This is a genomic window from Agromyces sp. NPDC055520 (genome assembly GCF_053619715.1).
In genome coordinates, this window is sequence record NZ_JBSHJY010000021.1 from 33,578 (window position 1) to 56,482 (window position 22,905).

A 22,905-nucleotide genomic window follows, 5' to 3' on the forward strand; every position below is an offset into this window, starting at 1 on the left:
GCGTGCCCGACCTCGCGATCGAGACGCACGGCCTCAGCAAGCGCTTCCGTTCGCAACTCGCCGTCGACGGCCTCGACCTCGCGGTGCCGCGGGGCGCCGTGTTCGGCTTCCTCGGGCCGAACGGCTCGGGCAAGACCACGACGATCCGGATGCTCCTCGGCCTCGTCGCGGCGACCGCGGGCGACGCGCGCGTGCTGGGCACCGACATGCCGCGGCACGTCGATGCGGTGCTGCCGCGCGTGGGGGCGCTCGTGGAGGGACCGGCGTTCTCGCCGTATCTCTCGGGCGAGGCGAACCTGCGACGCTTCGATGCCGCCGACCGCCGCGCGCCGCGGGGCAGTCGCGCAGCCCGGGTCGCCGACGCGCTCGACCGCGTCGGGCTCTCGCACGCCGCCCGCAAGAAGGTGCACGCCTACTCGCTCGGCATGAAGCAGCGCCTCGGCCTCGCGAACGCGCTGCTCATGCCGCGCGAGCTGCTCGTGCTCGACGAGCCGACGAACGGCCTCGACCCGCAGGGCACGCGCGAGGTGCGCGCGCTCATCCGTTCGCTCGCCGGCGACGGCACGACCGTGTTCGTCTCGAGCCACCTGCTCGCCGAGGTCGAGCAGGTCTGCACCCACGTCGGTGTCATGCGTGCCGGGCGACTCGTGGCGCAGGGCACCCTCGACGAGTTCCGCGGTGAGAGCGACGCGCGCGTGCTCGTGCGCACGCCCGATGGGGCGGCCGCTCGACGGGTGCTGCAGCAGCTCGGCCTGCGCGTCGACGGCGAGCTCGACGGCGAGCTCGACGGTTCCGCCGTCGCTGCTCGCTTCGCTGTATCGGATCCCGCGCCCGAGGCGGTCGTCGCGGCGCTCGTCGCCGACGGGGTGCGGGTGCGCGGCTTCGAGGTCGTGCACGCGAGCCTCGAGCAGCGGTTCGTCGAACTCACGGGCGAGGGATTCGATGTCGTCGAATGAGGGCGAAGCGCCCGCCTCCGTGGGTCGAGCAGGCCGCGAAGCAGCCGTATCGAGACCCGCTGCAGCGGCCGGCGGCACCCTCTCCCTGCTCGGCTCGGAGCTGCTCACCCTCTTCCGTCGGCGCCGCACCTGGGCGCTGCTCGCGGCCCTCGCGCTCATCCCGATCCTGATCGGCGTCGCGCTCCGCATCGCCGGCGACGCGCCGAGCGGGCGCGGGCCGGCGTTCCTCGACCAGATCACCAACAACGGGCTGTTCGTCGGCGTCACGGCGATCCTCGTCGCGACCCCGCTCTTCCTTCCGCTCACGATCGGCGTCGTCGCGGGCGACACCATCGCCGGCGAGGCGAGCCACGGCACGCTGCGCTACCTGCTCATCGCGCCGGCCGGGCGCATCCGCCTGCTCGTCGTCAAGTACCTCGCCGCCGCAGCCTTCTGCGCGGCCGCGGCGCTCACCGTCGTCGTGGTCGGCACACTCGTCGGCTGGGCGCTGTTCCCGATCGGACCGGTGACGCTGCTCTCGGGCACGTCGGTCAGCGTCGGCGCGGCGCTCCTGCGCTTCCTCGCGATCGCCGCATACGTGACGGTGTCGCTCCTCGGCATGTCGGCGATCGGGCTGTTCCTCTCCACGCTCACGACGGTGCCGGTCGGCGCGATGGCGGCGACGGCGATCCTCGCGGTCGTGTCGCAGATCATGGATGCACTGCCGCAACTCGAGGCGCTGCATCCGTGGCTCTTCACGCACTACTGGCTCGGCTTCGGCGACCTGCTGCGCGACCCCGCCGTGTGGAGCTCGTTCGCCGACAATGTCCTGCTGCAGGCCGGCTACCTCGTGGTGTTCGGCGCGCTGGCCGTCAGCCGCTTCCTCACGAAGGACGTGCTGTCGTGACGGCTCGCGCGGTCAGCGCAACCCGGGCCGGTTGACGCTCGGCGGCAGCGCGCAGTAGTCGTAGTAGAAGCGCTTCGGCGCTGCCGGGTCGGTGATATCCACGACGACGGATGCCCCGGAGTGCGGCAGCTCGTCGCCCGCGAGCAGCCACAGCGAGAAGTGCCAAATGCCGCGAGCGCCGTCGTCGAGCAGGTGCCGACCGTCGACGACGAGCACGGCGTCGTCGAATGCGGCACCGGATGCCTCGGGCATGGTGCCCGACCGGAACGGCTCGACGACCCTGGCGCGGAGCGTCGCCTCGTCGTCATCTCCGATGGAAGCGCGCACGGCGGTCTGGCCGTGCGCGACGAGCGACCTCGCGAGGTCATCGGCGAAGCGCTCAGCATCGGCCGTCGCCGCCGCGCCGACCGCGATGAGCCGTCGGCCGCGCGGCGCATTGTGCAGGAACTCGTCGACGATGCCCTCGAGGAGTTCGTCTCTGGGCTGCGCCTCATACGCCGCTCGCGTCATGCCCTCAGGTTACGCGTTGGAGCAGTATGTGCGGGGAGTTCGTGGCATGGCGGCCGCAGCAGTCGTGCCCCCTCCCGGATATCCCTGCATGGGCATCATGCGACCGTCGGCCACTATGCTCGCGGCATGATCATCCTGGTTCTCGGATTCGGCGTGCTCGTCATCCTCGGCGGCAGCAGCATCATCGGCGCACTGCGCCGGATCGCAGACGCCACCGAACAGATCGCGCGCAACAGTCGCGTGCAGGTCGAGGCAGTCGAGGGGCAGTCGCCGAATTCCTGAGTCGAGCCGTCACCGGGGTGCGTCGAGCGCGACCTCTTGGGCACGTGGAGCTGAGACCCCCGAGTAGGCGATGAGCGGCCGCCCGGTCGACGGGTGCGCGAGCACCTCGGCCTCGACGCCCCAGACCTCGCGGATGAGCCCGGGCTCGAGCACCTCGGCCGGCACACCTGCGGCGACGACCCGGCCCCCGTCGAGCACGATCACGTGATCGGCGTACGACGCCGCGAGCCCGAGGTCGTGCAGCGCCGCGAGCACCGTGCGCCCCGACCCGGCGAGGGCGCGCAGCAGCTCGAGGCTCGTGAGCTGCGCCCGCACGTCGAGGTGATTGGTCGGCTCGTCGAGCAGCAGCAGCTCGGGCTCCTGTGCGAGCGCACGAGCGAGGTTGACCCGCTGCCGCTCGCCGCCCGAGAGTGTCGAGTACTCGCGCGTCGCGAGGGGCTCCAGCCCGAGTGCCGCGAGCGACTCGGCGACGACGGCGTGGTCGCGCTCGCCGAGGCCCGACCAGGGCCCGAGGTGCGGGGTGCGGCCGAGCGCGACGACCTCGTGCACCCGCAGTTCGGGGGAGTCGTGCGTCTGCTGCTCGGCGAGGGCGATGCGGCGCGCCCGATCGCGTCGGCGCAGGGCGGCGAGGTCGCTGCCGGCGAACGCGAGCGCACCGGCATCCGCTCGTTCGATGCCGGCGATGAGATGCAGCAGCGTCGACTTGCCGGCGCCGTTGGGGCCGAGCAGCGCGCCGAGGGAGCCGGCGGGAACGGTGACGTCGATGTCGTCGACGATGAGGCGACCGGTGCGCGAGAAACGCACGCGTGAGAGATCGAGGCCGTCGGTCACGAGACCCTCCGTCGCATGAGCAGCAGGGCGAAGACCGGTCCGCCGACGAGCGCCGTGATGATGCCGACCGGCAGTTCGCGGGGGTCGAAGAGCGTGCGCGCCGCGGTGTCTGCCCAGATCAGGAACAGCGCGCCGGCGAGCGCCGACAGCGGCAGCAGCGCGCGGTGGCGCGAACCGACGAGCAGGCGCACGCCGTGCGGCAGAATCAGGCCGACGAATCCGATCGACCCGCTCACGGCGACGAGGGCGCCGGTGAGCAGGGCGGTGCCGCCGAGCAGCAGCACCCGGCTGCGGCCGACATTCACACCCAGAGCGGATGCCGCGGCGTCACCGAACGCGAAGGCGTCGAGCGTGCGGGCGCTCGCGACGAGCGGTGTGCCGATGGACACGAGCGCCCCGCCCGCGATCGCGACCGAGACCCAGTCGGTGCCGGCGAGCGAGCCGAGCAGCCAGTTGAGGATCTCGCGGTAGCTGTCGCCCGTGGCGCTCCAGAAGATGACGAGGCTCGTGATGGCACCGAACATCGCCGAGACGGCGAGGCCGGCGAGCACGGTGCGGGTGGGGGAGAGGCCGCCGGCGGCGCCTCCGGGGCCGGCGCCGCCTCGCCCGGCAGTACTCGCGAGGGCGAGCGTCGCGATGAGGGCGGCGAGGGCGCCGGCGAAGGCTGCGAGGGGCAGCAGCAGCCCGACGCCGAGCACGATCACGATCACCGCGCCGACGGATGCGCCCGACGAGAGGCCGAGCAGGTAGGGGTCGGCGAGGGGGTTGCGCGTGAGCGCCTGCATGACCGCGCCGCAGAGCGCGAGGCCGGCGCCGACCGCGGCGGCGGTGAGCACGCGGGGCATCCGCAGCTCCCAGACGATGCCGTCGCGGAGGGGGCTCAGCGTCGGCTCGCCGATGCCGAGGTGGGCGGCGACACTCGCGACGACGTCGGCGGGGGCGAGCCCGGCCGGGCCGATAGTGACGGCCGCGACGACGGATGCCGCGAGGGCTGCGCCGAGCGCGAGCGCCCACGGCCAGACGCGGCTGCGCCGACCCGTAGGTCGAGTAGGGCGCTCAGCGCCCGTATCGAGACCGGGTGACCCGCTGTTCGGTGCGGGGGTCTCGATACGCTCGCTGGCGCTCGCTACTCGACCACCGTGCGTGAGCTCGCTGGCGCTCGCTACTCGACCACCGTGCGTGAGCTCGCTGGCGCTCGCTACTCGACCACCGGGGGTGCGTGTCATCAGCCGAGCGACCCGAGTTGCTCGACGAGCGACGCGACCGCGCCGACGTTGCGCACGCCCGCCTCGGTCGCCGGGAAGTCGACCACGAGATACCGCTTCGCCTGCACGGCGGGCAGCGCCGCGGTCGCCGCGTTCGACTCGAGGTGCGCGATCTTCTGCTCGGCGGTGTTCCAGGCGGCGTCGACGAGCACGATGACGTCGGGGTTCGCGGCGACGATCGCCTCCCAGCCCATCGAGGTCCACGTGTCCTCGACATCGCCCGCGATGTTCTCGAGGCCCGCGGCCTGCATGATCATCTGCGGCGCGCCGATGCCCGCGCCGACGAACGGCGTCTCGTCGCCCGAGCTGTACCAGAGTGCCGTGAGCCCCTCGGTGTTCGGCTCGATCGCCCCGAGCTCGGCCTGCTGCGACGCGACGAGGTCGGCCGCGGCATCCGGAACGCCGAAGATGTCGCCGGCCTCTGCGAACTCGCGGAAGACCTCGTCGAAGGTGAGCGGATTCGGCATGTAGCCCTCGCCCTTGCACGCCGCCGGTGCCACGTAGCTCGCGACGCCGAGCTTCGCGAGCGTCTCGCGGTCGCCCGCGCCCTCGGCCGAGAGGTTCGACTCCCAGCCGGCGAAGACGAGGTCGGGCTCCGCCGCGAGCGTCGCCTCTTGCGACGGCACCTTGTCTGAAAGCACGTCGATGCCCGACGCGGCGTCTGCGTACGCCTCGGGCACGGGCCCGTCGCTGAACGCCGACCCGATGACGCGGTCTTCGAGGCCGAGCGCGAGCAGCAGTTCGAGGGTCGACGACTTGATCGCCACGACGCGCTCGGGCGCCGAGTCGAAGGTGACCTCGGTGCCGCAGTTGTCGATCGTGAGCGGGTACGCCGCGTTCGCGGTGTCGGATGCCGCGGGGTCGCCGCCAGGGCTCGCGGCCACGGTGCTCGCGCAGCCCGCGAGCAGCAGGGTCGCGACGGCGGGGGCGGCGAGGCCCGACGCGAGACGGGCGTGGAACGGGCGGCGAGAACGACGAACGGGCATGAGGCCTCCGGGAGTGCGTGCGAAACGAATCCGACGAGGTCGGTGACACACGGCCCAATCCCGGGCCATCGCGACCGGTGAAATCCCACCGGCGGTCGCTCACATCCTACGTCCGCGAGCGGCTCCATGGAACGATGGCCGGAGTGGAGAGGGAGGAACTCGCTGCTGCTGGCCGGACTCGTCGCGGTGCACGAAGTTGAGCAGTTCGCCGCGATTCTCGACGACCCATTCGGCGGCGGTCATCCCCTCGCGGGACGCCTCGCCGACGCTCTCGACCACCTCGACAGGCTACGCCCGATCGAGGGGATCGACCACCGCTCGCGTCAGCGCCGAGCGACCGCGAGGTCGATGGCCGCGCCGGCGAGAGCGGCCGAGGTGTCGAGGTCGTGCATCCAGAGCGGGGCGGATGCCGCGTCGAGCCCTGCCTCTTCGAGCGACGCGAGCGCCGCGGCATCCGCTTCGTCGACGAGCCAGGCGTCGAGCAGGCCACCGGCCGACCGCGCGCCGTAGTGTCGGCCGACCGCTTCGGCGCTCGTCTCGACGCCGATCGCGGCGAGGCACGCGTCGGCCATGCCGCGCACGACCTTGCCCCCGATGATCGGCGAGACGCCGACGACGGGGGCCGAGGTCTCGGCGAGCGCCTCGCGGATTCCGGGTACGGCGAGGATCGTGCCGATCGAGACGACGGGGTTCGACGGGGCGATGAGCACGACGTCGGCCCCGAGGATCGCCTCGATGACGCCGGGTGCCGGGCGAGCCCGCTCGATATTCCGCTGACGGAATGCGATCGCGGGCAGGGTTGCGCGGTAGCGGGTCCACCACTCCTGGAAGTGCATCTCGCGCTCGCCGCCGAGCTCGTCGGGGTCGGCCACGAGCACGTGCGTGTCGACCTCGGTGTCGGTCGCAGGGATCAGATGCACGCCGAGCGGCCAGCGCTGCTGCAGACGATGCGCCACCTCGCTCGGCGTAGCGCCCTCGCGGAGCCACGCCGTGCGCGCGAGATGCGTGCCGAGATCGAGGTCGCCGAGGGTGAACCACGGCCAGCCGACGCCCCACTCTCGAAGCTCGGCCGAGACGCGCTCGGTCTCGCCCGCACGACCCCAGCCGCGCTCGGTGTCGTTGACGCCCGCGAGCGAGTAGAGCAGCGAGTCGAAGTCGGGCATGAGTCGCAGGCCGGCGAGCCAGAGGTCGTCGCCGGTGTTCACGACGACGGTGACGGATGCCTCGGTGCCCACGTCGGCGCGGTGCCCTGAGCCTGTCGAAGGGTCGGGCCGGCGCCGCGCGCACTCCTCGCGCACACCGCGCACGAAGCGCGAGCCTCCGACTCCGCCAGCGAGCACCGTGATCTGCACCCGCCAAGCCTAGGCGGCGGCCTCGGGGGCGCGTACCGGGATCTCATCGATCGAGCGATACACCGGGATGCCGCGTGCCTCCGCGATGCGCACGTCCTGGTCGGCGCCGTGGGAGGCTCCGGGCAGACGCAGCACGGCGTCGCAGTGCTGCAACAGGCGGTGGGCGGTGGTGTACATGACGTCGCCGTCGGGCGCCCCGGGCAGCGCGGCATCCGTCGAGGCCGCCCGCAGGATCGGCAGCGCGACCCACTCGCCGATCATCGGCACGTGGCCGCGTTCGTAGATCGGCCACGACGCCTCTTCGAGGCGCTCGAGGTTGCGGGCGATGCGGGCGGGGTCGCCGTCGGTGCCCGATCGGTAGGGGCCGGCGATGAGGATGAGCAGTGGTTTCGACATGTCGGCCACCATAACGTGCAAGAATGTACAAAAACAAGGAGGAACGTGCATGCTCGCCGCGCAACGCCGTGAACTGCTGCTCGAGCTGCTGCAGCGCGACGGCCGAATCGTGGCCGCCGATGCCGCGGCCGATCTGGGCATCTCCGAGGACACCATTCGCCGTGACCTCCGCGAGCTCGCGGCTGCAGGCCTGTGCCAGCGGGTCTACGGCGGTGCGCTGCCCGCGTCGCCCGCCGTCGAGCCCTATGAGGCGCGCACGCGCATCGCGCCCGAGAGCAAGCACCGCATCGCCGCCGCCGCCGCGAACCTCGTCGAACCCGGCTCGACCGTGCTGCTCGACGGCGGCACGAGCACGCTCGCCCTCGTGGGCGCGCTGCCGCGCTCGCTGCACGCGACGGTCATCACGCACAGCCCGACGATCGCCGTGGCGCTCGGCGAGCACGAGAACATCGAGCTGCAGCTCATCGGCGGCCGGGTCTACCGGCACTCGATGGTCACCTGCGGCGCGATCGCCGTCGAGGCGCTGCGCGAGGTGAGCGCCGACCTGTTCTTCCTCGGCGTCACCGGCGTGCACGCCGAGGCCGGTCTCACCACCGGCGATGCCGAGGAGGCGGCCATGAAGCGCGCGCTCGCGCGATCGGCCGCCGAGACCTACGTGCTCGCGAGCACCGAGAAGATCGGCGCCGCCTCGACCTATCGCGTGCTGCCGCTCGACGACGTGGCGGGCGTGGTGACCGACGCCGACGCCGCCTCGCCCGCGATGCGCGAGCTCGAGCAGGTCGGCGTGCGGTTCGTCAGCGCACGCTGAGCGCGCGCCGAGCGCACGCCAAGCGCACGCCGAACGCAGGGGGCTGGCGCTCGTCGCCCGCCGGGTACACGATGGACGGACAGCACCGCCGGCGCGGGAGGCCCCATGAACTCGGCATCGACCCCGACCCACCGGACCGTCGCCCTCGTGGGCGCAGCGGGTTCCGGCAAGACGACCCTGCTCGAAGCGCTGCTGCTCCGCGCCGGCGCGATCCCACGGGCGGGCAGCGTCGAACAGGGCACCACGACGGGTGACCACGAGCCCGAGGAGATCGCGAGAGGCATGACCCTCGGGCTCTCCCTCGCGTACCTGGCGTGGACGGCCCCCGACGGCACCGAACACGCCATGACCCTCGCCGACGCCCCGGGGCACCCCGATTTCGTCGGCGGCCTCGACACCGCACTGGCGGTGGCGGATGTCGCGGTGCTGACCGTGAGCGCGGTCGACGGCGTGACGGCGGGCACGAGGTCGACCGCGGCCGCGGCGCAGTCGGCCGGTGTGCCGCTCGTCGTCGTCATCACGCAGGAGGACAAGGCCCGCGCCGACTTCCACCGGGTGCTTGCCGAACTACGAGAAGCCTTCGGTGATCGCATCGTGCCGCTCGAACTGCCGCTCGGCGAGGAGCACGACTTCACGGCGCTCGCCGACGTGCTGAGCGAGCAGGCGCTCGTGTACGACGAGACGGGTCGCCATCACGACGAGGCGATGCCTGCCTCCGCCGAGGCCGAAGAGCACCGGCTGCACGTCGAGGTGACCGAAGAGATCGTGTCGCACGACGACGAGCAGCTCGAGGCGTATCTCGAGGGGCGCGAGCCCGCGGCATCCGACCTGCAGGCGACCCTCGCCCGCGAGGTCGCGACCCGCACTGCGATCCCGGTGGTCGTCTGCTCGGCGACGACCGGAACCGGTGTCGACCGGGTCGCCGACCTCGTCTGCGCCCTCGCGCCGACTGCGCTCGACCACGACGGCCGGATCACGATGGGCGGCACCGAGGTGGCTGTCGCCCCGAACCTCGACGGCGAGACGCTCGTGCACGTCTTCCGCACGGTCGCCGACCCCTTCGTCGGGCACGTGTCGATGCTCAAGGTACTCTCGGGCGTCGTGCACCCGAGCGACCGCCTGACCAACGCCACGACCGGTGCCGACGAGCGACTGCACGGGCTCTTCCGGCTGCGGGGAGCCGAACACCTGCCGGCCGACGTGCTGCGGGCCGGCGACATCGGCGCCGTCGCGAAACTCACCGACTCGCCGACGGGATCGCTGCTGTGGACGCGCGCCAACGGCACCGCGCGGCCCGCGGCGCTGCCGCGGCGCGAACCGGTGTTCGCGGTGAGCCTCGCACCCGTGACGCAGTCCGACGACGAGAAGCTCATGGCCTCGCTCGCCCGCATCGTCGCCGAAGACCCGACCCTCGAGATCGACCACACGGGCGGCGCGGCGATCCTCCGCGGCCTCGGCGACACCCACATCGACGTCGCCGTCGAGCGGCTCGCGCGCGTGTTCGGCGTGCACGTCACGACCTCGCCGGCGCCCATCGCGTACCGCGAGACGATCGCGGGCGGCGCCGAGGTCGAGGGGCGTCTCAAGAAGCAGTCGGGCGGGCACGGCCAATTCGCCGTCGTGCAATTGAAGGTCTCGCCGATGCCGCTCGGCGGCGGGTTCGAGTTCGTCGACTCCGTGGTGGGCGGTGCCGTGCCGCGCTCGTACATCCCCGCGGTCGAGAAGGGCGCACGCGACGCCCTCGGGGCAGGGGGTCCGCAGGGGCATCCGGTCGTCGACGTGCGCGTCGAACTCGTCGACGGCAAGTCGCACTCGGTCGACTCGTCGGACATGGCCTTTCGCACGGCCGCATCGATCGGGGTCAAGGCGGCGCTCGCCGAGGCGGGCACGGTGCTGCTTGAACCGGTGTCGCTCGTGACGGTCACGGTGCCGAGCGAACTGCAGGGCACGGTGCTGACCGACCTCTCGGGCCGCCGCGGGCGGGTCAGCGCGACCGAGCTCGCCGACGGCGGTCGCGCCCGCATCGTGGCGAACGTGCCAGAGGCCGAGCTCGCGCGCTACGTGCTCGAGCTCCGCTCGATCACCGGGGGTCAGGCCGAGCTCACGATGAGCCCCGACCACTACGCGCGAGTGCCGGGCGGCGTCGCGGCGGGGTGACCGCACCCGCTGAGCCCCCGCGACTCAGTACCCGCCCGCCACGACGTGCTGCGCGGCCGTCGCGAGCGCGTCCGCGACCTCGTCGAAGTCGCCGCGCACCATGCCGACGGTCACCCGCACGAACTCGCTGCCGGGCCGCGCGCGGCCGTTGCCGGCCTCCAAGCCGGCGGCGAGGAACGGCGTGCCGGCCGCGACCCGCATGCCGTCGGCCGCGAGCTGCACGAGCGCTGAGCGTTCGCTCAGCACCGGCATCCACAGGTTGACCCCGTCGGCCGCGGCGACGGGCACGCCGCGCGCCCTGAGCGCGTCGCCGAGCGACCGCTGCCGGGTGAAGTACTGCCGCCGCGCCTCGGCCACCTCGTCGAGCGAGGTGCCGTCGGTGAGCAGTTCGAGCAGGATCGTCTGCAGCATCCGCGAGGTCCAACCGGGCCCGAGCATGCGGCGCGCGGCGATGCGGTCGATGAGGTCGCGCGGCCCGCCGACGGCGGCGATGCGCAGGTCGGGCCCGTGCGACTTCGAGAAGCTGCGCACGCGCACGACGCGGTCGGGCAGCCAGGTGCCGAGCGTCACGTCGCCAGCGATCGAGATCAGGCCCGAGTGGTCGTCTTCGATCACGACGACGCCGCCGGCACCATCGGCGCTTTCAGGCGAGCGGATGACGCGCGCCAACGCCTCGGCCCGGGCGGCCGTCATCGACGCACCGGTGGGGTTCTGCGCTCGGGGTTGCAGCATCACCGCGACGGGCTGCTGCAGCAGCGCCCGGGCGAGCCCGTCGACCGTCATGCCCTCGTCGTCGACGTCGACGGGCACCGCTTCGGCCCCGAGCAGGTCGAGCAGGTCGAGGAACGGCGGAAAGCCCGGGCTCTCGACGACGACACGGTCGCCGTAGCGCACGACCTCGTCGAGGGTGCGCGACACCGCGTCGAGGGCGCCGTCGACGACCATGATCGCCTCGGCCTCCGACGGCCACGATCGGGCGAGCGCCGCGGCGAGCCCGGGGATCACTGGCTCGGCCTGGTAGCTGCCGGTCTCGGCGCGGGCCGAGACGCGAGACAGCGCCGGGCCGAGCGCCGGCAGCAGCAACGGGTCGGGCGTGCCGCGCGAGAGGTCGAGGCGCACGGGGTCGTTCGGTGCGGCCATGCCGCGCATCCGCGGCGCGAGCCACACTTGCGAGAGCGGGCGCACGAAGCTGCCCGCGCGACCGCGGGACTCGATGAGGCCGCTGCGCGAGAGCGCCTGCCAGGCCCCGCTCACGGTGGCGGGGCTGACGCCGAGTTCGCTCGCGAGCTCGCGCACCGTCGGCAGGCGCGTGCCCACGGCGAGTTCGCCCGAGTTCACGAGTCGCGCGATCACTCCGGCGATGCCGCGGGGCGTCGGCTCGCCGAATTCAGCGAGCGCGATGAGCTCTGCGCCGTCGATTCGAACACCGGCCATGCGACATCCAATCGTGCGAAACCCGTCGCGACCATTGCCTCAACGCGGCGGGAGGGACAAGATGAGTAACCACAACGACACATTGTGAAACACAAGAGAAATGTTCACGCCGAACAATAACAGAACGGGTCGCGCACCCGTTCGGTAATTCCGGACGAGGTGGTCCGGAAACACGATCTCGGCGTCATGGCACCACCCGGTGAGCAGTTCTGTTCCACGCCCACCGAGTGCACGGCAACGACGCCGACCGACGGAGGAGATGACATGACGATCGTCCGAGCGGCCATCACGCAGACGACCTGGACCGGCGACAAGGCCTCGATGCTCGACAAGCACGAGCAGTTCGCGCGGGATGCGAAGGCGCAGGGCGCCGAGGTCGTGTGCTTCCAAGAGCTGTTCTACGGCCCCTATTTCGGCATCACGCAAGACCAGAAGTACTACCGCTTCGCCGAGTCGGCCGAGGGGCCCATCGTGCAGCGCTTCGCCGATGTCGCGAAAGAGCTCGGCACCGTCATGGTGCTGCCGATCTACGAAGAGGCCGAGACCGGCGTCTACTACAACACCTCGGTGCTGGTCGACGCCGACGGCACGATCCTCGGCAAGTACCGCAAGCATCACCTGCCGCACCTCGACCGGTTCTGGGAGAAGTTCTACTTCCGCCCCGGCAACCTCGGCTACCCGGTGTTCGACACCGCCGTCGGCCGGGTCGGCATGTACATCTGCTACGACCGGCACTTCCCCGAGGGCTGGCGCGAACTCGGCCTGAACGACGCGCACATGGTCTTCAACCCCAACGCCACGAAGCCGGGGCTCTCGAACCGCCTGTGGGAGGTCGAGGGGCCGTGCGCCGCCGTCGCCAACGGGTACTTCGTGCTGCAGCCCAACCGCGTCGGCCGCGAAGACAACGAGTACGGCGAGCTCGCCGTCGACTTCTACGGCACGAGCCAGGTGATCGACCCGCGGGGCAACTTCGTCGGCGAGCGGGGCTCGAGCGACCACGAAGAGGTACTCGTGCGCGACCTCGACATGGACATGGTGCAGCAGATGCGCGACGACTGGCAGTTCTACCGCGACCGCCGCCCCGACTCCTACACGAAGATCGCGAAGCCGTAAGGGTAAGGAGCAGACATGACCACCACCCTCATCACCGGCGGCACCGTCGTCAGCGCCACGGGTCGCGGCGCCGCCGACGTGCTCGTCGACGGCGAGACGATCCGTGCCGTACTCGAGCCGGGCTCGAGCATTCTGGGCACGGATGTCGCGGCTCACGTCGACCGCGTCATCGACGCGACCGGCAAGTACGTCATCCCGGGCGGCATCGACGCGCACACGCACATGCAGCTGCCGTTCGGCGGCACCGAGGCATCCGACACCTTCGAGACCGGAACCCGCGCCGCCGCATGGGGCGGCACGACCTCGATCATCGACTTCGCGGTGCAGACCTACGGGCAGCGCATCGAAGACGGCCTCGCGGCGTGGCACGAGAAGGCGGCGGGCAACTGCGCGATCGACTACGGATTCCACCAGATCGTCGGCGACGTGAACGACGCCTCGCTCGCGGCGATGCGCCGCCTGCCCGACGAGGGCATCTCGAGCTTCAAGCTCTTCATGGCCTACCCGGGTGTCTTCTACTCCGACGACGCGCAGATCTTGAAGGCGATGCAGGTCTCGCGCGACACGGGCATGCTCACGATGATGCACGCCGAGAACGGCCCCGCGATCGACGTGCTCGCCGCCCAGCTGGCCGAGCAGGGCAAGACCGACCCGTTCTACCACGGTGTCGCTCGCGCCTGGGAGATGGAGGAGGAGGCGACCCACCGGGCGATCATGCTCGCCAAGCTCACGGGCGCCCCGCTCTATGTGGTGCACGTGTCGGCCAAGCAGGCCGTCGAGCAGCTCGCCTGGGCCCGAGACAAGGGGCAGAACGTCTACGGCGAGACGTGCCCGCAATACCTCTACCTCTCGCTCGAAGAGCAGCTCGGCGCATCGAGCGAGCAGTGGGGGCGCTTCGAGGGCGCCAAGTGGGTGTGCTCGACGCCGTTGCGCTCGCGCGAGGAGCGGCACCAGGACGCGATGTGGCAGGCGCTGCGCACGAACGACGTGCAGATGGTCTCGACCGACCACTGCCCGTTCTGCATGAAAGACCAGAAAGAGCTCGGGCTCGGCGACTTCCGCAAGATCCCGAACGGCATCGGCTCGGTCGAGCACCGCATGGACCTCATGTACCAGGGTGTCGTGACCGGCGAGATCACGCTCGAGCGCTGGGTCGAACTCACCTCGACGACCCCGGCCCGCATGTTCGGCCTCTACGGCACGAAGGGCGTGATCCAGCCGGGCGCCGACGCCGACGTCGTCGTCTACGACCCGAACGGGCACACCTCGATCGGGTACGAGAAGACGCACCACATGAACATGGACCACTCCGCGTGGGAGGGCTTCGAGATCGACGGACACGTCGACACCGTGCTCTCGCGCGGCAGGGTCATCGTCGACGGCGACGAGTACCTCGGCGCCAAGGGCGACGGCCGGTTCCTCAAGCGCGGCCTCAGCACGTACTTGATCTGACACATCCCTCATCTGAACAACCCGGTGGTCGAGTAGCGAGCGCAGCGAGCGTATCGAGACCGGACAGAACCGGACAGAACGGAACAACATGGAATTCGGAGCGGTCCTGCAGACCAACCCCCCGGCATCGCGCACGGTTCAACTCGCGAAGCTCGCCGAGGTGCACGGGTTCAGCCACGTCTGGACCTTCGACTCGCACATCCTCTGGCAGGAGCCGTACGTCATCTACAGCCAGATCCTCGCGCAGACGCAGCGCATCAAGGTCGGCCCGTTCGTGACGAACCCGGCGACCCGCGACTGGACGGTCACGGCCTCGGTGTTCGCGACGCTCAACGAGATGTACGGCAACCGCACCGTGTGCGGCATCGGCCGCGGCGACTCGGCCGTGCGGGTGACGAACGGCAAGCCGGTGACGATCGCCGAGCTCCGCGAGGCGATCCACGTCATCCGCGAGCTCGCGAACTCGCGCCCGGTCGAGTACCACGGCTCGCAGCTGCAGTTCCCGTGGAGCCGCGGCTCCGAGCTCGAGATGTGGGTCGCGGCCTACGGCCCGATGGCGCTCACGCTCGCGGGCGAGGTGGGCGACGGATTCATCCTGCAGCTCGCCGACGTCGACATCGCGGCCTGGATGATCAAGCACGTTCGGGATGCCGCGGAGGCCGCGGGTCGCGACCCGATGTCGATCAAGTTCTGCGTCGCCGCGCCCATGTACATCGGCGACGACTGGCAGCACATGCGCGATCAGTGCCGTTGGTTCGGCGGCATGGTGGGCAACCACGTCGCCGACATCGTCACGAAGTACGGCGCGCAGGGAACGGTGCCCGAGGCGCTCACCGACTACATCACGGCGCGCGAGGGCTACGACTACAACGAGCACGGCCGCGCCGGCAACGCGCACACGACCTTCGTGCCCGACGAGATCGTCGACCGGTTCTGTCTGCTCGGCACCGCCGAGCAGCACATCGAGAAGCTCGAGCAGCTGAAGGCGCTCGGCGTCGACCAGTTCGCCGGCTACCTGCAGCACGACAACAAAGAGGAGACGCTGCGGGTCTACGGCGAGACCGTGATCCCTGCGCTCTCCGAGCACCTGACGGCCAAGGCATGACGGTGACCGGTGATCGAGTAGCGCCCGCCGAAGGCGGCCGCGTATCGAGATCCGACGCGCGTGGTCTCGATACGCGTCGCGCTCCGCGCGGCGCTACTCGACCACCGATGATGGCCAAGGTCGCATGGGGCCTCGGCGGCATCCTCGTCGTCGCGGCCGTCTGGGAGCTGTACAAGCTGCTGGCCCCGGCCGACGGTGTCGTCATCGCCGGCCTCCGAGTGCTGCCGCGCACGACCGATCTCGCGATGCCGCACGTGTGGAGCATGGGCACCCGGCTCGCAGAGCCGGTCACCCGGGCCGACGATGCGCTGCCGCTCTGGGCCGTCGTCGCGCTGGCCGCGCTCACGACGCTCGGCATCGCAGCGGTCGGATGGCTCGTGGGCGTCGTCGTCGGCATCGGACTCGCCCTCGTGATGCAGCGCTGGCGGCTCGCCGAGTGGGGGCTGCTGCCCTGGATCGTGCTGAGCCAGACCGTGCCGCTGATCGCGTTCGCGCCGGTCGTGAAGAGCTGGGGCTCGCGTGTCGAGATCGGCTCGTTCGAGTGGCAGGACTGGATGTCGGTCGCCCTCATCGCGAGCTACCTCGCGTTCTTCCCGATCGCGATCGGTGCGCTCAAGGGCCTGCAGTCGCCAGACCGCATCCACACCGAGCTCATGCGCACCTATGCCGCGGGATATTGGCCGACGCTCGTGAAGCTGCGCTTCCCGGCATCCGTGCCGTACCTGCTGCCCGCGCTGCGGCTGGGCGCGGCGAACGCCGTGATCGGCGCCGTCGTCGCCGAGGTCTCGACGGGGTTGCAGGGCGGTATCGGCCGCATCCTCATCCAGTTCGCGGGGCAGGCGTCGGGCGACCCGGCGAAGGCGTGGGGGCCGATCTTCGGCTCGATCGTGCTCGGGCTCGTGGCCGCGGGGTCGGTCGCGCTGCTCGGCGTGATCCTCAAGAACTACCGACGAACGGAGGAGGCCGCATGACCGATGCAGCCGGGGTGATGAACGCCGTCGAGATCAGCGCCGTCGAGATCAGCGGGGTCGACAAGGTCTTCGAGACCCGCAGTGGGCAGGTGCAGGCGCTCGACTCGATCGACCTCACGGTCGCGGCGGGTGAGTTCGTCTCGCTCATCGGCCCGAGCGGTTGCGGCAAGTCGACGCTCATGCGCCTCGTCGCCGATCTCGACCAGCCGAGCTCGGGCACGGTCTCGGTGTTCGGCAAGTCGGCGAAGCAGGCACGGCTCGACCAGGAGTACGGCATCGCGTTCCAGTCGGCAGGGCTGCTGCCCTGGCGCACGGTCGCGGGCAACGTCGCGCTGCCGCTCGAACTGCACGGCGCGCCATCTTCTGGGCGAGGTCGGAACGGCGCTGCTCGAAGTGCCCGCGTGACCGAACTGCTCGACATGGTGGGCCTCTCGGACTTCGCCGACCGCTACCCCGACCAGCTCTCGGGCGGCATGCAGCAGCGCGTGGCGATCGCCCGCGCGCTCGCCGAGCAGCCGCGACTGCTGCTCATGGACGAGCCGTTCGGTGCGCTCGACGAGATGACGCGCGAGAAGATGCAGACCGAGCTCGTGCGCATCTCGGCCGAGACCGGTGCGGCCGTCGTGTTCGTGACGCACTCGATTCCCGAGGCGGTGTTCCTCTCCGACCGCGTTGTCGTCATGTCACCGCGGCCGGGGCGCATCCAAGAGATCGTGCCGATGCGGCTCGGCGTCGAAGCGCAGCGGGCGGCCCGCACCGAAGAGCTCCGCGAGGAGCGCGGCTTCTTCGACATGGTCACCGCGGTGCGCGAGGCGCTGCACGGCGGCTCGGGATCGCCGGTCGGCGCCGGACCGCGCGGAGTGGAGACGCGCTGATGTCGACCGTCGCCACGAGCACCGGCCAGAGCACGAGCACCGGAATGAGCCCGCGCACCGAGTCGACGCTGCGCGTCGTCGCGCCGATCGCGGTCGGCGTCATCGGGCTGGGCATCTGGCAGTTCCTCGTGAGCGTCGTGGGCGTCAGCGACTACCTGCTGCCGAGCCCGGCGTCGATCGTCGAAGAGCTCATCGCCTACTGGCCCTCGGTCGTGCAGGCGACGCTGCTCACCGGCACCAACGCCCTGCTCGGCCTCATCGTCGGTTCGATCTTCGGCATCGTGATCGCCGCGCTCGCCGCGCGGTGGCGCCCGATCGACCAGATGAGCGCGCCCGTCGTGGCCTCGCTCGCCGTCATCCCGATCGTCGCGCTCGCCCCGGTGCTGAACTCGATGTTCGGCGCCGACAGTCAGTTCGGACGGCAGGCGATCGCCGCGCTCGCCTCGTTCGTGCCCGTGTTCATCAACACGCTCCGCGGGTTCCGGCAGACGACGCCCGTGCACCGCGACCTCATGAAGGCGTACGCGGCGAGCCCGCGCCAGGTGCTGCGCGCGCTGACCCTGCCGACCGCTCGGCCCTTCATCCTCACCGGCATCCGCATCGCCTCGTCGCTCGCCGTGATTTCCGCCCTCGTCGCCGAGTACTTCGGCGGGCCGCGCGGCGGCCTCGGCGGACTCATCTCGACGTCGGCCGCATCGAGCGCGTACGCACGGGCATGGGCGTACGTCGTGGCATCCATCGCCCTCGGTCTCATCTTCTATCTCGCGACGCTCGCCCTCGAACGGCTGCTGCAGCGCCGCGGGTCTGGAGGCCCCCGATGACCGGCACCGACCGCACCAACTGCACCACCCGCACCAATCGCACCACCAATCGCAAGTGAGAGAAAGAGGACTGACATGAAGCACAGCATGCGTCGCTCGGCGACGATCGGCGGGCTCGCCCTCGCGGCAGCCCTCGTCTTCACGGCGTGTTCGAGCGGCGGCGGTGACGCCGGCGGCGACACCGGAGACGGCGGCGGCGACCTCACGCCGGTGAAGCTCCAGCTGCAGTGGCTGCCCCAGGGGCAGTTCGCGGGCTACTTCGCGGCAGCCGACCAGGGCTACTTCGAAGACGAGGGGCTCGACGTCGAGATCATCCCGTCGGGCGGCGACATCGTGCCGCAGGACGCGCTCGCCAACGGCGACGTCGACTACGCGATCGCATGGGTGCCGAAGGTGCTCGGCTCGATCGAACAGGGTGCGAACCTCACGAACATCGCCCAGATCTTCCAGAAGTCGGGCACCCTGCAGGTCTCGTGGGCCGACTCCGGCATCGACTCGGTCGCCGACTTCGAGGGCAAGAAGATCGGCTCGTGGGGCTTCGGCAACGAGTGGGAGATCTTCGCGGCGATGGCCGCCGAGGGCCTCGACTCCTCGACCGTGCAGATCATCACGCAGGACTTCAACATGAACGCGTTCCTGCAGGGCGACATCGACGCGGCGCAGGCCATGACCTACAACGAGTACGCGCAACTGCTCGAGACGCCGAACCCCGACACGGGCGAGCTGTACCAGCCCGAGGACTTCAACGTCATCTCGTACCAGGACACCGTGGGTGCGATGCTGCAAGACGCGATCTGGGCCGACACCGCGCGCCTCGCCGACGACACCGACTACCAGGACACGACGGTCAAGTTCCTCAAGGCCGTCATCAAGGGCTGGATCTACGCGGCCGAGAACCCGCAGGAGGCATCCGACATCACGATCGCCGCCGGGTCGGGCTGGGGGCCGAGCCACGAGCTGTGGATGGTCAACGAGACCAACAAGCTCATCTGGCCGTCGCCCGAGGGCATCGGCATGATCGACGAGTCCGCCTGGGACGCGACCGTGAAGGGCGCGCTCAGCGCCGTGAACGAGTCGGGCGCGAGCCCCATCACCGAAGAGCCGCCGGCATCGGCGTGGTCGAACGAGTGGATCACGAAGGCGCTCGACGAGCTGAAGGCCGACGGCGTCGACGTCACGGGCGAGAACTTCAAGCCCATCGAGGTCGAACTCCAAGAGGGCGGCAACTGAGCGCACGCACAACAGAACATGAATAGCGGATGCCGCGTGGCCGACGATCACGCGCCGGCCACGCGGCATCCACCCCACTGAAGCGAACGGGTAGGAAGGGCAGCGAAGCCATGACCGACACGAACACCGGAGGCAGCCTCACGGCCGGCCTCGACGAGGTCGCGCGCGAGCTCGACCGAGCCCACGTCTTCCACTCGTGGTCGGCGCAGGCCACCCCCTCGAACCTCGTGATCGCGAGCGGCCGCGGCTGCCGCGTGTGGGATCACGCCGGCCGCGAGTACCTCGACTTCTCGAGCCAGCTCGTTAACGTCAACATCGGCCATCAGCATCCCTCGGTCGTGCAGGCGATCAGGGAGCAGGCCGAACTGCTGACCACGGTCGCGCCGTCGACCGTGAACCTCGCGCGCGGCGAGGCCGCCAAGCGCATCGTCGAGCGCGCGCCATCCGGGTTCCGCAAGGTGTTCTTCACGAACGGCGGCGCCGATGCCAACGAGAACGCCATCCGCATGGCGCGAGTGCACACGGGCCGCGACAAGGTGCTCTCGACCTACCGCTCTTACCACGGCAACACCGGCGCGGCGATCGTCTCGACGGGCGACTGGCGTCGCATCCCCAACGAATACGCACGGGGGCACGTGCACTTCTTCGGGCCCTACCTGTACCGCTCGGAGTTCTGGGCGACGACGCCCGAGCAAGAGGCCGAGCGGGCGCTCACGCACCTGCGCCGGGTGATCGAGGCCGAGGGGCCGTCGTCGATCGCGGCGGTGCTGCTCGAGACGATCCCCGGCACGGCCGGTGTGCTCGTGCCGCCGCCCGGCTACCTCGCGGGCGTGCGCGAACTCTGCGACCGGCACGGCATCGTGCTCATCCTCGACGAGGTCATGGCCGGGTTCGGCCGCACCGGGCGCTGGTTCGCGTTCGACGGGTACGACGTGCGGCCCGACCTCATCACCTTCGCCAAGGGCGTGAACTCGGGCTACGTGCCGGTCGGCGGCGTGATCGTCTCCGATGACATCGCCGCGACGTTCGACGACCAGGTGTTCCCCGGCGGGCTCACCTATTCGGGCCATCCCCTCGCCATGGCCTCGATCGTCGCCGCACTCGACGCGATGGCCTCCGAGGGCATCGTCGACAATGCGCGCGACATCGGCGACACCGTCATCGGGCCGGCGCTCGCCGAACTCGCCGAGCGGCACGCCGCGATCGGCGAGGTGCGCGGCGGGGGCGTGTTCTGGGCGATCGAGCTCGTCGCCGACCCCGCGACCCGCGAGCCGCTGCCCGCGGCGGCGATGGGTCGCCTCAAGTCCGCGCTCGTCGAGCGCGGACTCCTGCCCTTCGTGCAGGACAACCGTATCCACGTCGTGCCGCCGTGCGTGGTCACGGCCGCCGAGGTCGCCGAAGCCATGGAGATGTACGACGAAGTTCTGAGCACGGCGCTCGACTGACAGGAATGAGATCATGACCGACACCCTTCAACACTGGATCGACGGAGCCTCCGTCGCCGGCGACCCGGCCCGCAGCGGCCCGGTCTACAACCCCGCGCTCGGCACCGAGCAGAAGCGCGTCGCGTTCGCGTCGACGGCCGACGTCGACGCCGCCGTGCAGGCGGCGGCCCGAGCGTTTCCCGCGTGGCGCGACACCTCGATCGCGAAGCGCCAGCGCGTGATGTTCGCGTTCCGCGAGCTGCTCAACGCCCGCAGCGGCGAGCTCGCCGCGATCCTCACGAGCGAGCACGGCAAGGTGCTCTCCGATGCGGCGGGCGAGATCGCCCGTGGCCTCGAGGTCGTCGAGCTCGCCTGCGCGATGCCCGGCTACGCGAAGGGCGAGTACTCCGAGAACGTCTCGACGGGCATCGACGTGTATACGACGAAGCAGCCCGTGGGCGTCGTCGGCATCATCAGCCCGTTCAACTTCCCGGCGATGGTGCCGCTGTGGTTCTTCCCGCTCGCGATCGCGACGGGCAACACGGTCGTGCTGAAGCCCTCTGAGAAAGACCCCTCGGCCGCAGTCTGGCTCGCCGCGCTCATGAAGGAGGCCGGGCTGCCCGACGGCGTCTTCAACGTCGTGCACGGCGACAAGGTCGCCGTCGACGCGCTACTCGAGCACCCGACCGTGCGCTCGATCTCGTTCGTCGGCTCGACGCCGATCGCGAAGTACATCTACGCGACGGCGACCGCGAACGGCAAGCGCGTGCAGGCGCTCGGCGGGGCGAAGAACCACATGCTCGTGCTGCCCGACGCCGACCTCGACCTCGCGGCCGACGCCGCGGTCAACGCGGGCTTCGGCTCGGCCGGTGAGCGCTGCATGGCCGTCTCGGTCGTGCTCGCGGTCGACTCGGTCGCCGACGCGCTCGTCGAGAAGATCACCGAGCGGATGTCGCGGCTCACCACCGGCGACGGCACACGCGGCTGCGACATGGGGCCGCTCATCACGCGCGAGCACCGCGACAAGGTCGCGGGCTATCTCGACGTGGCCGTCACCGACGGGGCATCCCTCGTCGTCGACGGTCGCGAATCGCAGTTCGACGGCGCGGCCGACGGATTCTGGCTGGGGCCGACCCTCGTCGACCGGGTGTCGACGTCGTCGGCGGTGTATCGCGACGAGATCTTCGGGCCCGTGCTCGGCATCGTGCGCGTCGACGGCTATCAAGAGGGTCTCGACATCATCAACGCCTCGCCCTACGGCAACGGCACCGCGATCTTCACGAACGACGGCGGGGCCGCCCGGCGGTTCCAGCGCGAGGTGACGGTCGGCATGATCGGCATCAACGTGCCGATTCCGGTGCCGGTGGCGTACCACTCGTTCGGCGGCTGGAAGGACTCGCTCTTCGGCGACGCGAAGGCCTACGGCGCGCGCGGCTTCGACTTCTTCATGCAGGAGAAGGCGGTGACGTCGCGCTGGCTCGACCCGAGCCATGGCGGGCTGAACCTGGGGTTCCCGCAGCACGACTGAGCTTCGCGGCACCGTGGGGCGCCGCGGGGCGGTCCGCGGCGCAGAATGGAGTCATGCGCGTAGAGATCCTGCACATCGACGGTTGCCCGAACACGGAGCGGGCCGGGGCGAACGTGCGCGCGGCGCTCGACGTTGTGCGGCTCCGCGGTGCCGGCCACGGCGCGGCCGGGTTCGACACGGCCGGGCACGGCGCGGCCGGACTCGCCGACGTGCCCGTCGAGTTCGTGCTGCTCACGACGCCTGAGGCGGCCCGCGAGACGGCCTTCGCGGGCTCGCCGACGATCGCCGTCGACGGGCGCGACCTGTTCCCGTCCGACGGAGCGACCGACGCGCTCGCCTGCCGGGTCTACCCCACGCCTGCGGGACTCGCCGGCGTGCCGACAGTCGAGCAGATCGTCGAGGCGCTCGCCGTCCGTGCCTGAGTGCGCCGGTCCCGAGCTTGTTCGGACCCTGAGCTTGTCGAAGGGCCACTGGGAATCAACGTCGAACATATGTGCGATGTCGGTGGGTCGTGAGAGTCTTC

The 22,905-nt window shown here is 70.8% G+C and carries 22 protein-coding genes; 15 read left to right on the plus strand and 7 right to left on the minus strand.

What is annotated here, in order from left to right; all coding sequences use genetic code 11:
• The first annotated feature begins 2 nt into the window (after positions 1–2).
• Together ACWGST_RS10415 and ACWGST_RS10420 are read left to right on the plus strand one after the other, a co-directional pair.
• Positions 3–956 (plus strand): ABC transporter ATP-binding protein, encoded by a 954-nt coding sequence (locus ACWGST_RS10415; RefSeq protein ID WP_452046590.1) that lies wholly within the window; start codon positions 3–5, stop codon positions 954–956.
• Positions 943–1,842 carry an ABC transporter permease gene (locus ACWGST_RS10420; RefSeq protein WP_452046591.1) on the plus strand — a complete coding sequence of 300 codons (900 nt, stop codon included), beginning with the start codon at positions 943–945 and terminating at the stop codon, positions 1,840–1,842. Before ACWGST_RS10415 ends, ACWGST_RS10420 begins: the two co-directional genes overlap by 14 nt.
• A gap of 12 nt (positions 1,843–1,854) precedes the next feature.
• On the opposite strand, the gene ACWGST_RS10425 is transcribed toward ACWGST_RS10420, so the two are convergent.
• Complete coding sequence (locus tag ACWGST_RS10425; protein WP_452046592.1) at positions 1,855–2,352, minus strand: hypothetical protein; 498 nt, start codon at positions 2,350–2,352, stop codon at positions 1,855–1,857.
• A 126-nt stretch (positions 2,353–2,478) separates the two neighbouring features.
• On the opposite strand from ACWGST_RS10425, the gene ACWGST_RS10430 reads away from it, so the two are divergent.
• Complete coding sequence (locus tag ACWGST_RS10430) at positions 2,479–2,634, plus strand: hypothetical protein (protein WP_452046593.1); 156 nt, start codon at positions 2,479–2,481, stop codon at positions 2,632–2,634.
• A gap of 9 nt (positions 2,635–2,643) precedes the next feature.
• On the opposite strand, the gene ACWGST_RS10435 is transcribed toward ACWGST_RS10430, so the two are convergent.
• From ACWGST_RS10435 to ACWGST_RS10455, 5 genes are all read right to left on the minus strand, one after another.
• Positions 2,644–3,465: an ATP-binding cassette domain-containing protein gene (locus ACWGST_RS10435; protein WP_452046594.1), complete on the minus strand. Its 822-nt coding sequence runs from the start codon at positions 3,463–3,465 to the stop codon at positions 2,644–2,646.
• Complete coding sequence (locus ACWGST_RS10440) at positions 3,462–4,691, minus strand: putative F420-0 ABC transporter permease subunit (RefSeq protein ID WP_452046595.1); 1,230 nt, start codon at positions 4,689–4,691, stop codon at positions 3,462–3,464. Before ACWGST_RS10440 ends, ACWGST_RS10435 begins: the two co-directional genes overlap by 4 nt.
• Positions 4,691–5,716, minus strand: a complete 1,026-nt coding sequence (locus ACWGST_RS10445; RefSeq protein ID WP_452046596.1) for a putative F420-0 ABC transporter substrate-binding protein — start codon at positions 5,714–5,716, stop codon at positions 4,691–4,693. The genes ACWGST_RS10440 and ACWGST_RS10445 overlap by 1 nt, the downstream gene beginning before the upstream one ends.
• A gap of 323 nt (positions 5,717–6,039) precedes the next feature.
• Entirely contained in the window at positions 6,040–7,068 is a 1,029-nt protein-coding gene (gene cofD / locus ACWGST_RS10450) for a 2-phospho-L-lactate transferase (RefSeq protein WP_452046597.1), read from the minus strand.
• Positions 7,069–7,077: 9 nt separating this feature from the next.
• Complete coding sequence (locus ACWGST_RS10455) at positions 7,078–7,464, minus strand: DUF4406 domain-containing protein (RefSeq protein ID WP_452046598.1); 387 nt, start codon at positions 7,462–7,464, stop codon at positions 7,078–7,080.
• 49 nt (positions 7,465–7,513) lie between these two features.
• Here ACWGST_RS10455 and ACWGST_RS10460 point away from each other — a divergent pair, with 49 nt between their 5' ends.
• On the plus strand, positions 7,514–8,272 hold the full coding sequence (locus ACWGST_RS10460) for a DeoR/GlpR family DNA-binding transcription regulator (RefSeq protein WP_452046599.1): 759 nt from the start codon (positions 7,514–7,516) through the stop codon (positions 8,270–8,272).
• A gap of 105 nt (positions 8,273–8,377) precedes the next feature.
• A complete protein-coding gene (locus ACWGST_RS10465) occupies positions 8,378–10,429 on the plus strand; it encodes an elongation factor G (protein WP_452046600.1) in 2,052 nt (683 codons plus the stop codon).
• 24 nt (positions 10,430–10,453) lie between these two features.
• On the opposite strand, the gene ACWGST_RS10470 is transcribed toward ACWGST_RS10465, so the two are convergent.
• Positions 10,454–11,863, minus strand: a complete 1,410-nt coding sequence (locus ACWGST_RS10470; RefSeq protein WP_452046601.1) for an aminotransferase class I/II-fold pyridoxal phosphate-dependent enzyme — start codon at positions 11,861–11,863, stop codon at positions 10,454–10,456.
• 264 nt (positions 11,864–12,127) lie between these two features.
• Here ACWGST_RS10470 and ACWGST_RS10475 point away from each other — a divergent pair, with 264 nt between their 5' ends.
• The 10 genes from ACWGST_RS10475 to ACWGST_RS10520 all read left to right on the plus strand — a co-directional run bounded on the left by ACWGST_RS10475 (position 12,128) and on the right by ACWGST_RS10520 (position 22,804).
• The gene (locus ACWGST_RS10475) at positions 12,128–12,976 is read left to right on the plus strand and encodes a nitrilase-related carbon-nitrogen hydrolase (protein ID WP_452046602.1); all 849 of its coding nucleotides are present in this window, start codon (positions 12,128–12,130) and stop codon (positions 12,974–12,976) included.
• 15 nt (positions 12,977–12,991) lie between these two features.
• On the plus strand, positions 12,992–14,428 hold the full coding sequence (hydA, locus tag ACWGST_RS10480) for a dihydropyrimidinase (RefSeq protein ID WP_452046603.1): 1,437 nt from the start codon (positions 12,992–12,994) through the stop codon (positions 14,426–14,428).
• Positions 14,429–14,516: 88 nt separating this feature from the next.
• Positions 14,517–15,533 (plus strand): TIGR03842 family LLM class F420-dependent oxidoreductase, encoded by a 1,017-nt coding sequence (locus ACWGST_RS10485; protein ID WP_452046604.1) that lies wholly within the window; start codon positions 14,517–14,519, stop codon positions 15,531–15,533.
• Between the two features lie 107 nt (positions 15,534–15,640).
• Positions 15,641–16,504 (plus strand): ABC transporter permease, encoded by an 864-nt coding sequence (locus tag ACWGST_RS10490; RefSeq protein ID WP_452046605.1) that lies wholly within the window; start codon positions 15,641–15,643, stop codon positions 16,502–16,504.
• On the plus strand, positions 16,501–17,379 hold the full coding sequence (locus tag ACWGST_RS10495; RefSeq protein ID WP_452046606.1) for an ABC transporter ATP-binding protein: 879 nt from the start codon (positions 16,501–16,503) through the stop codon (positions 17,377–17,379). Before ACWGST_RS10490 ends, ACWGST_RS10495 begins: the two co-directional genes overlap by 4 nt.
• Entirely contained in the window at positions 17,379–18,200 is an 822-nt protein-coding gene (locus tag ACWGST_RS10500) for an ABC transporter permease (RefSeq protein ID WP_452046607.1), read from the plus strand. Before ACWGST_RS10495 ends, ACWGST_RS10500 begins: the two co-directional genes overlap by 1 nt.
• A gap of 75 nt (positions 18,201–18,275) precedes the next feature.
• A complete protein-coding gene (locus ACWGST_RS10505; RefSeq protein ID WP_452046608.1) occupies positions 18,276–19,430 on the plus strand; it encodes an ABC transporter substrate-binding protein in 1,155 nt (384 codons plus the stop codon).
• A 110-nt stretch (positions 19,431–19,540) separates the two neighbouring features.
• Positions 19,541–20,875, plus strand: coding sequence for an aminotransferase class III-fold pyridoxal phosphate-dependent enzyme (locus tag ACWGST_RS10510; protein WP_452046609.1), 1,335 nt, complete (start codon positions 19,541–19,543; stop codon positions 20,873–20,875).
• Between the two features lie 13 nt (positions 20,876–20,888).
• Positions 20,889–22,382, plus strand: a complete 1,494-nt coding sequence (locus ACWGST_RS10515; protein WP_452046610.1) for a CoA-acylating methylmalonate-semialdehyde dehydrogenase — start codon at positions 20,889–20,891, stop codon at positions 22,380–22,382.
• Positions 22,383–22,435: 53 nt separating this feature from the next.
• On the plus strand, positions 22,436–22,804 hold the full coding sequence (locus ACWGST_RS10520; RefSeq protein WP_452046611.1) for a hypothetical protein: 369 nt from the start codon (positions 22,436–22,438) through the stop codon (positions 22,802–22,804).
• Positions 22,805–22,905: the final 101 nt, after the last annotated feature.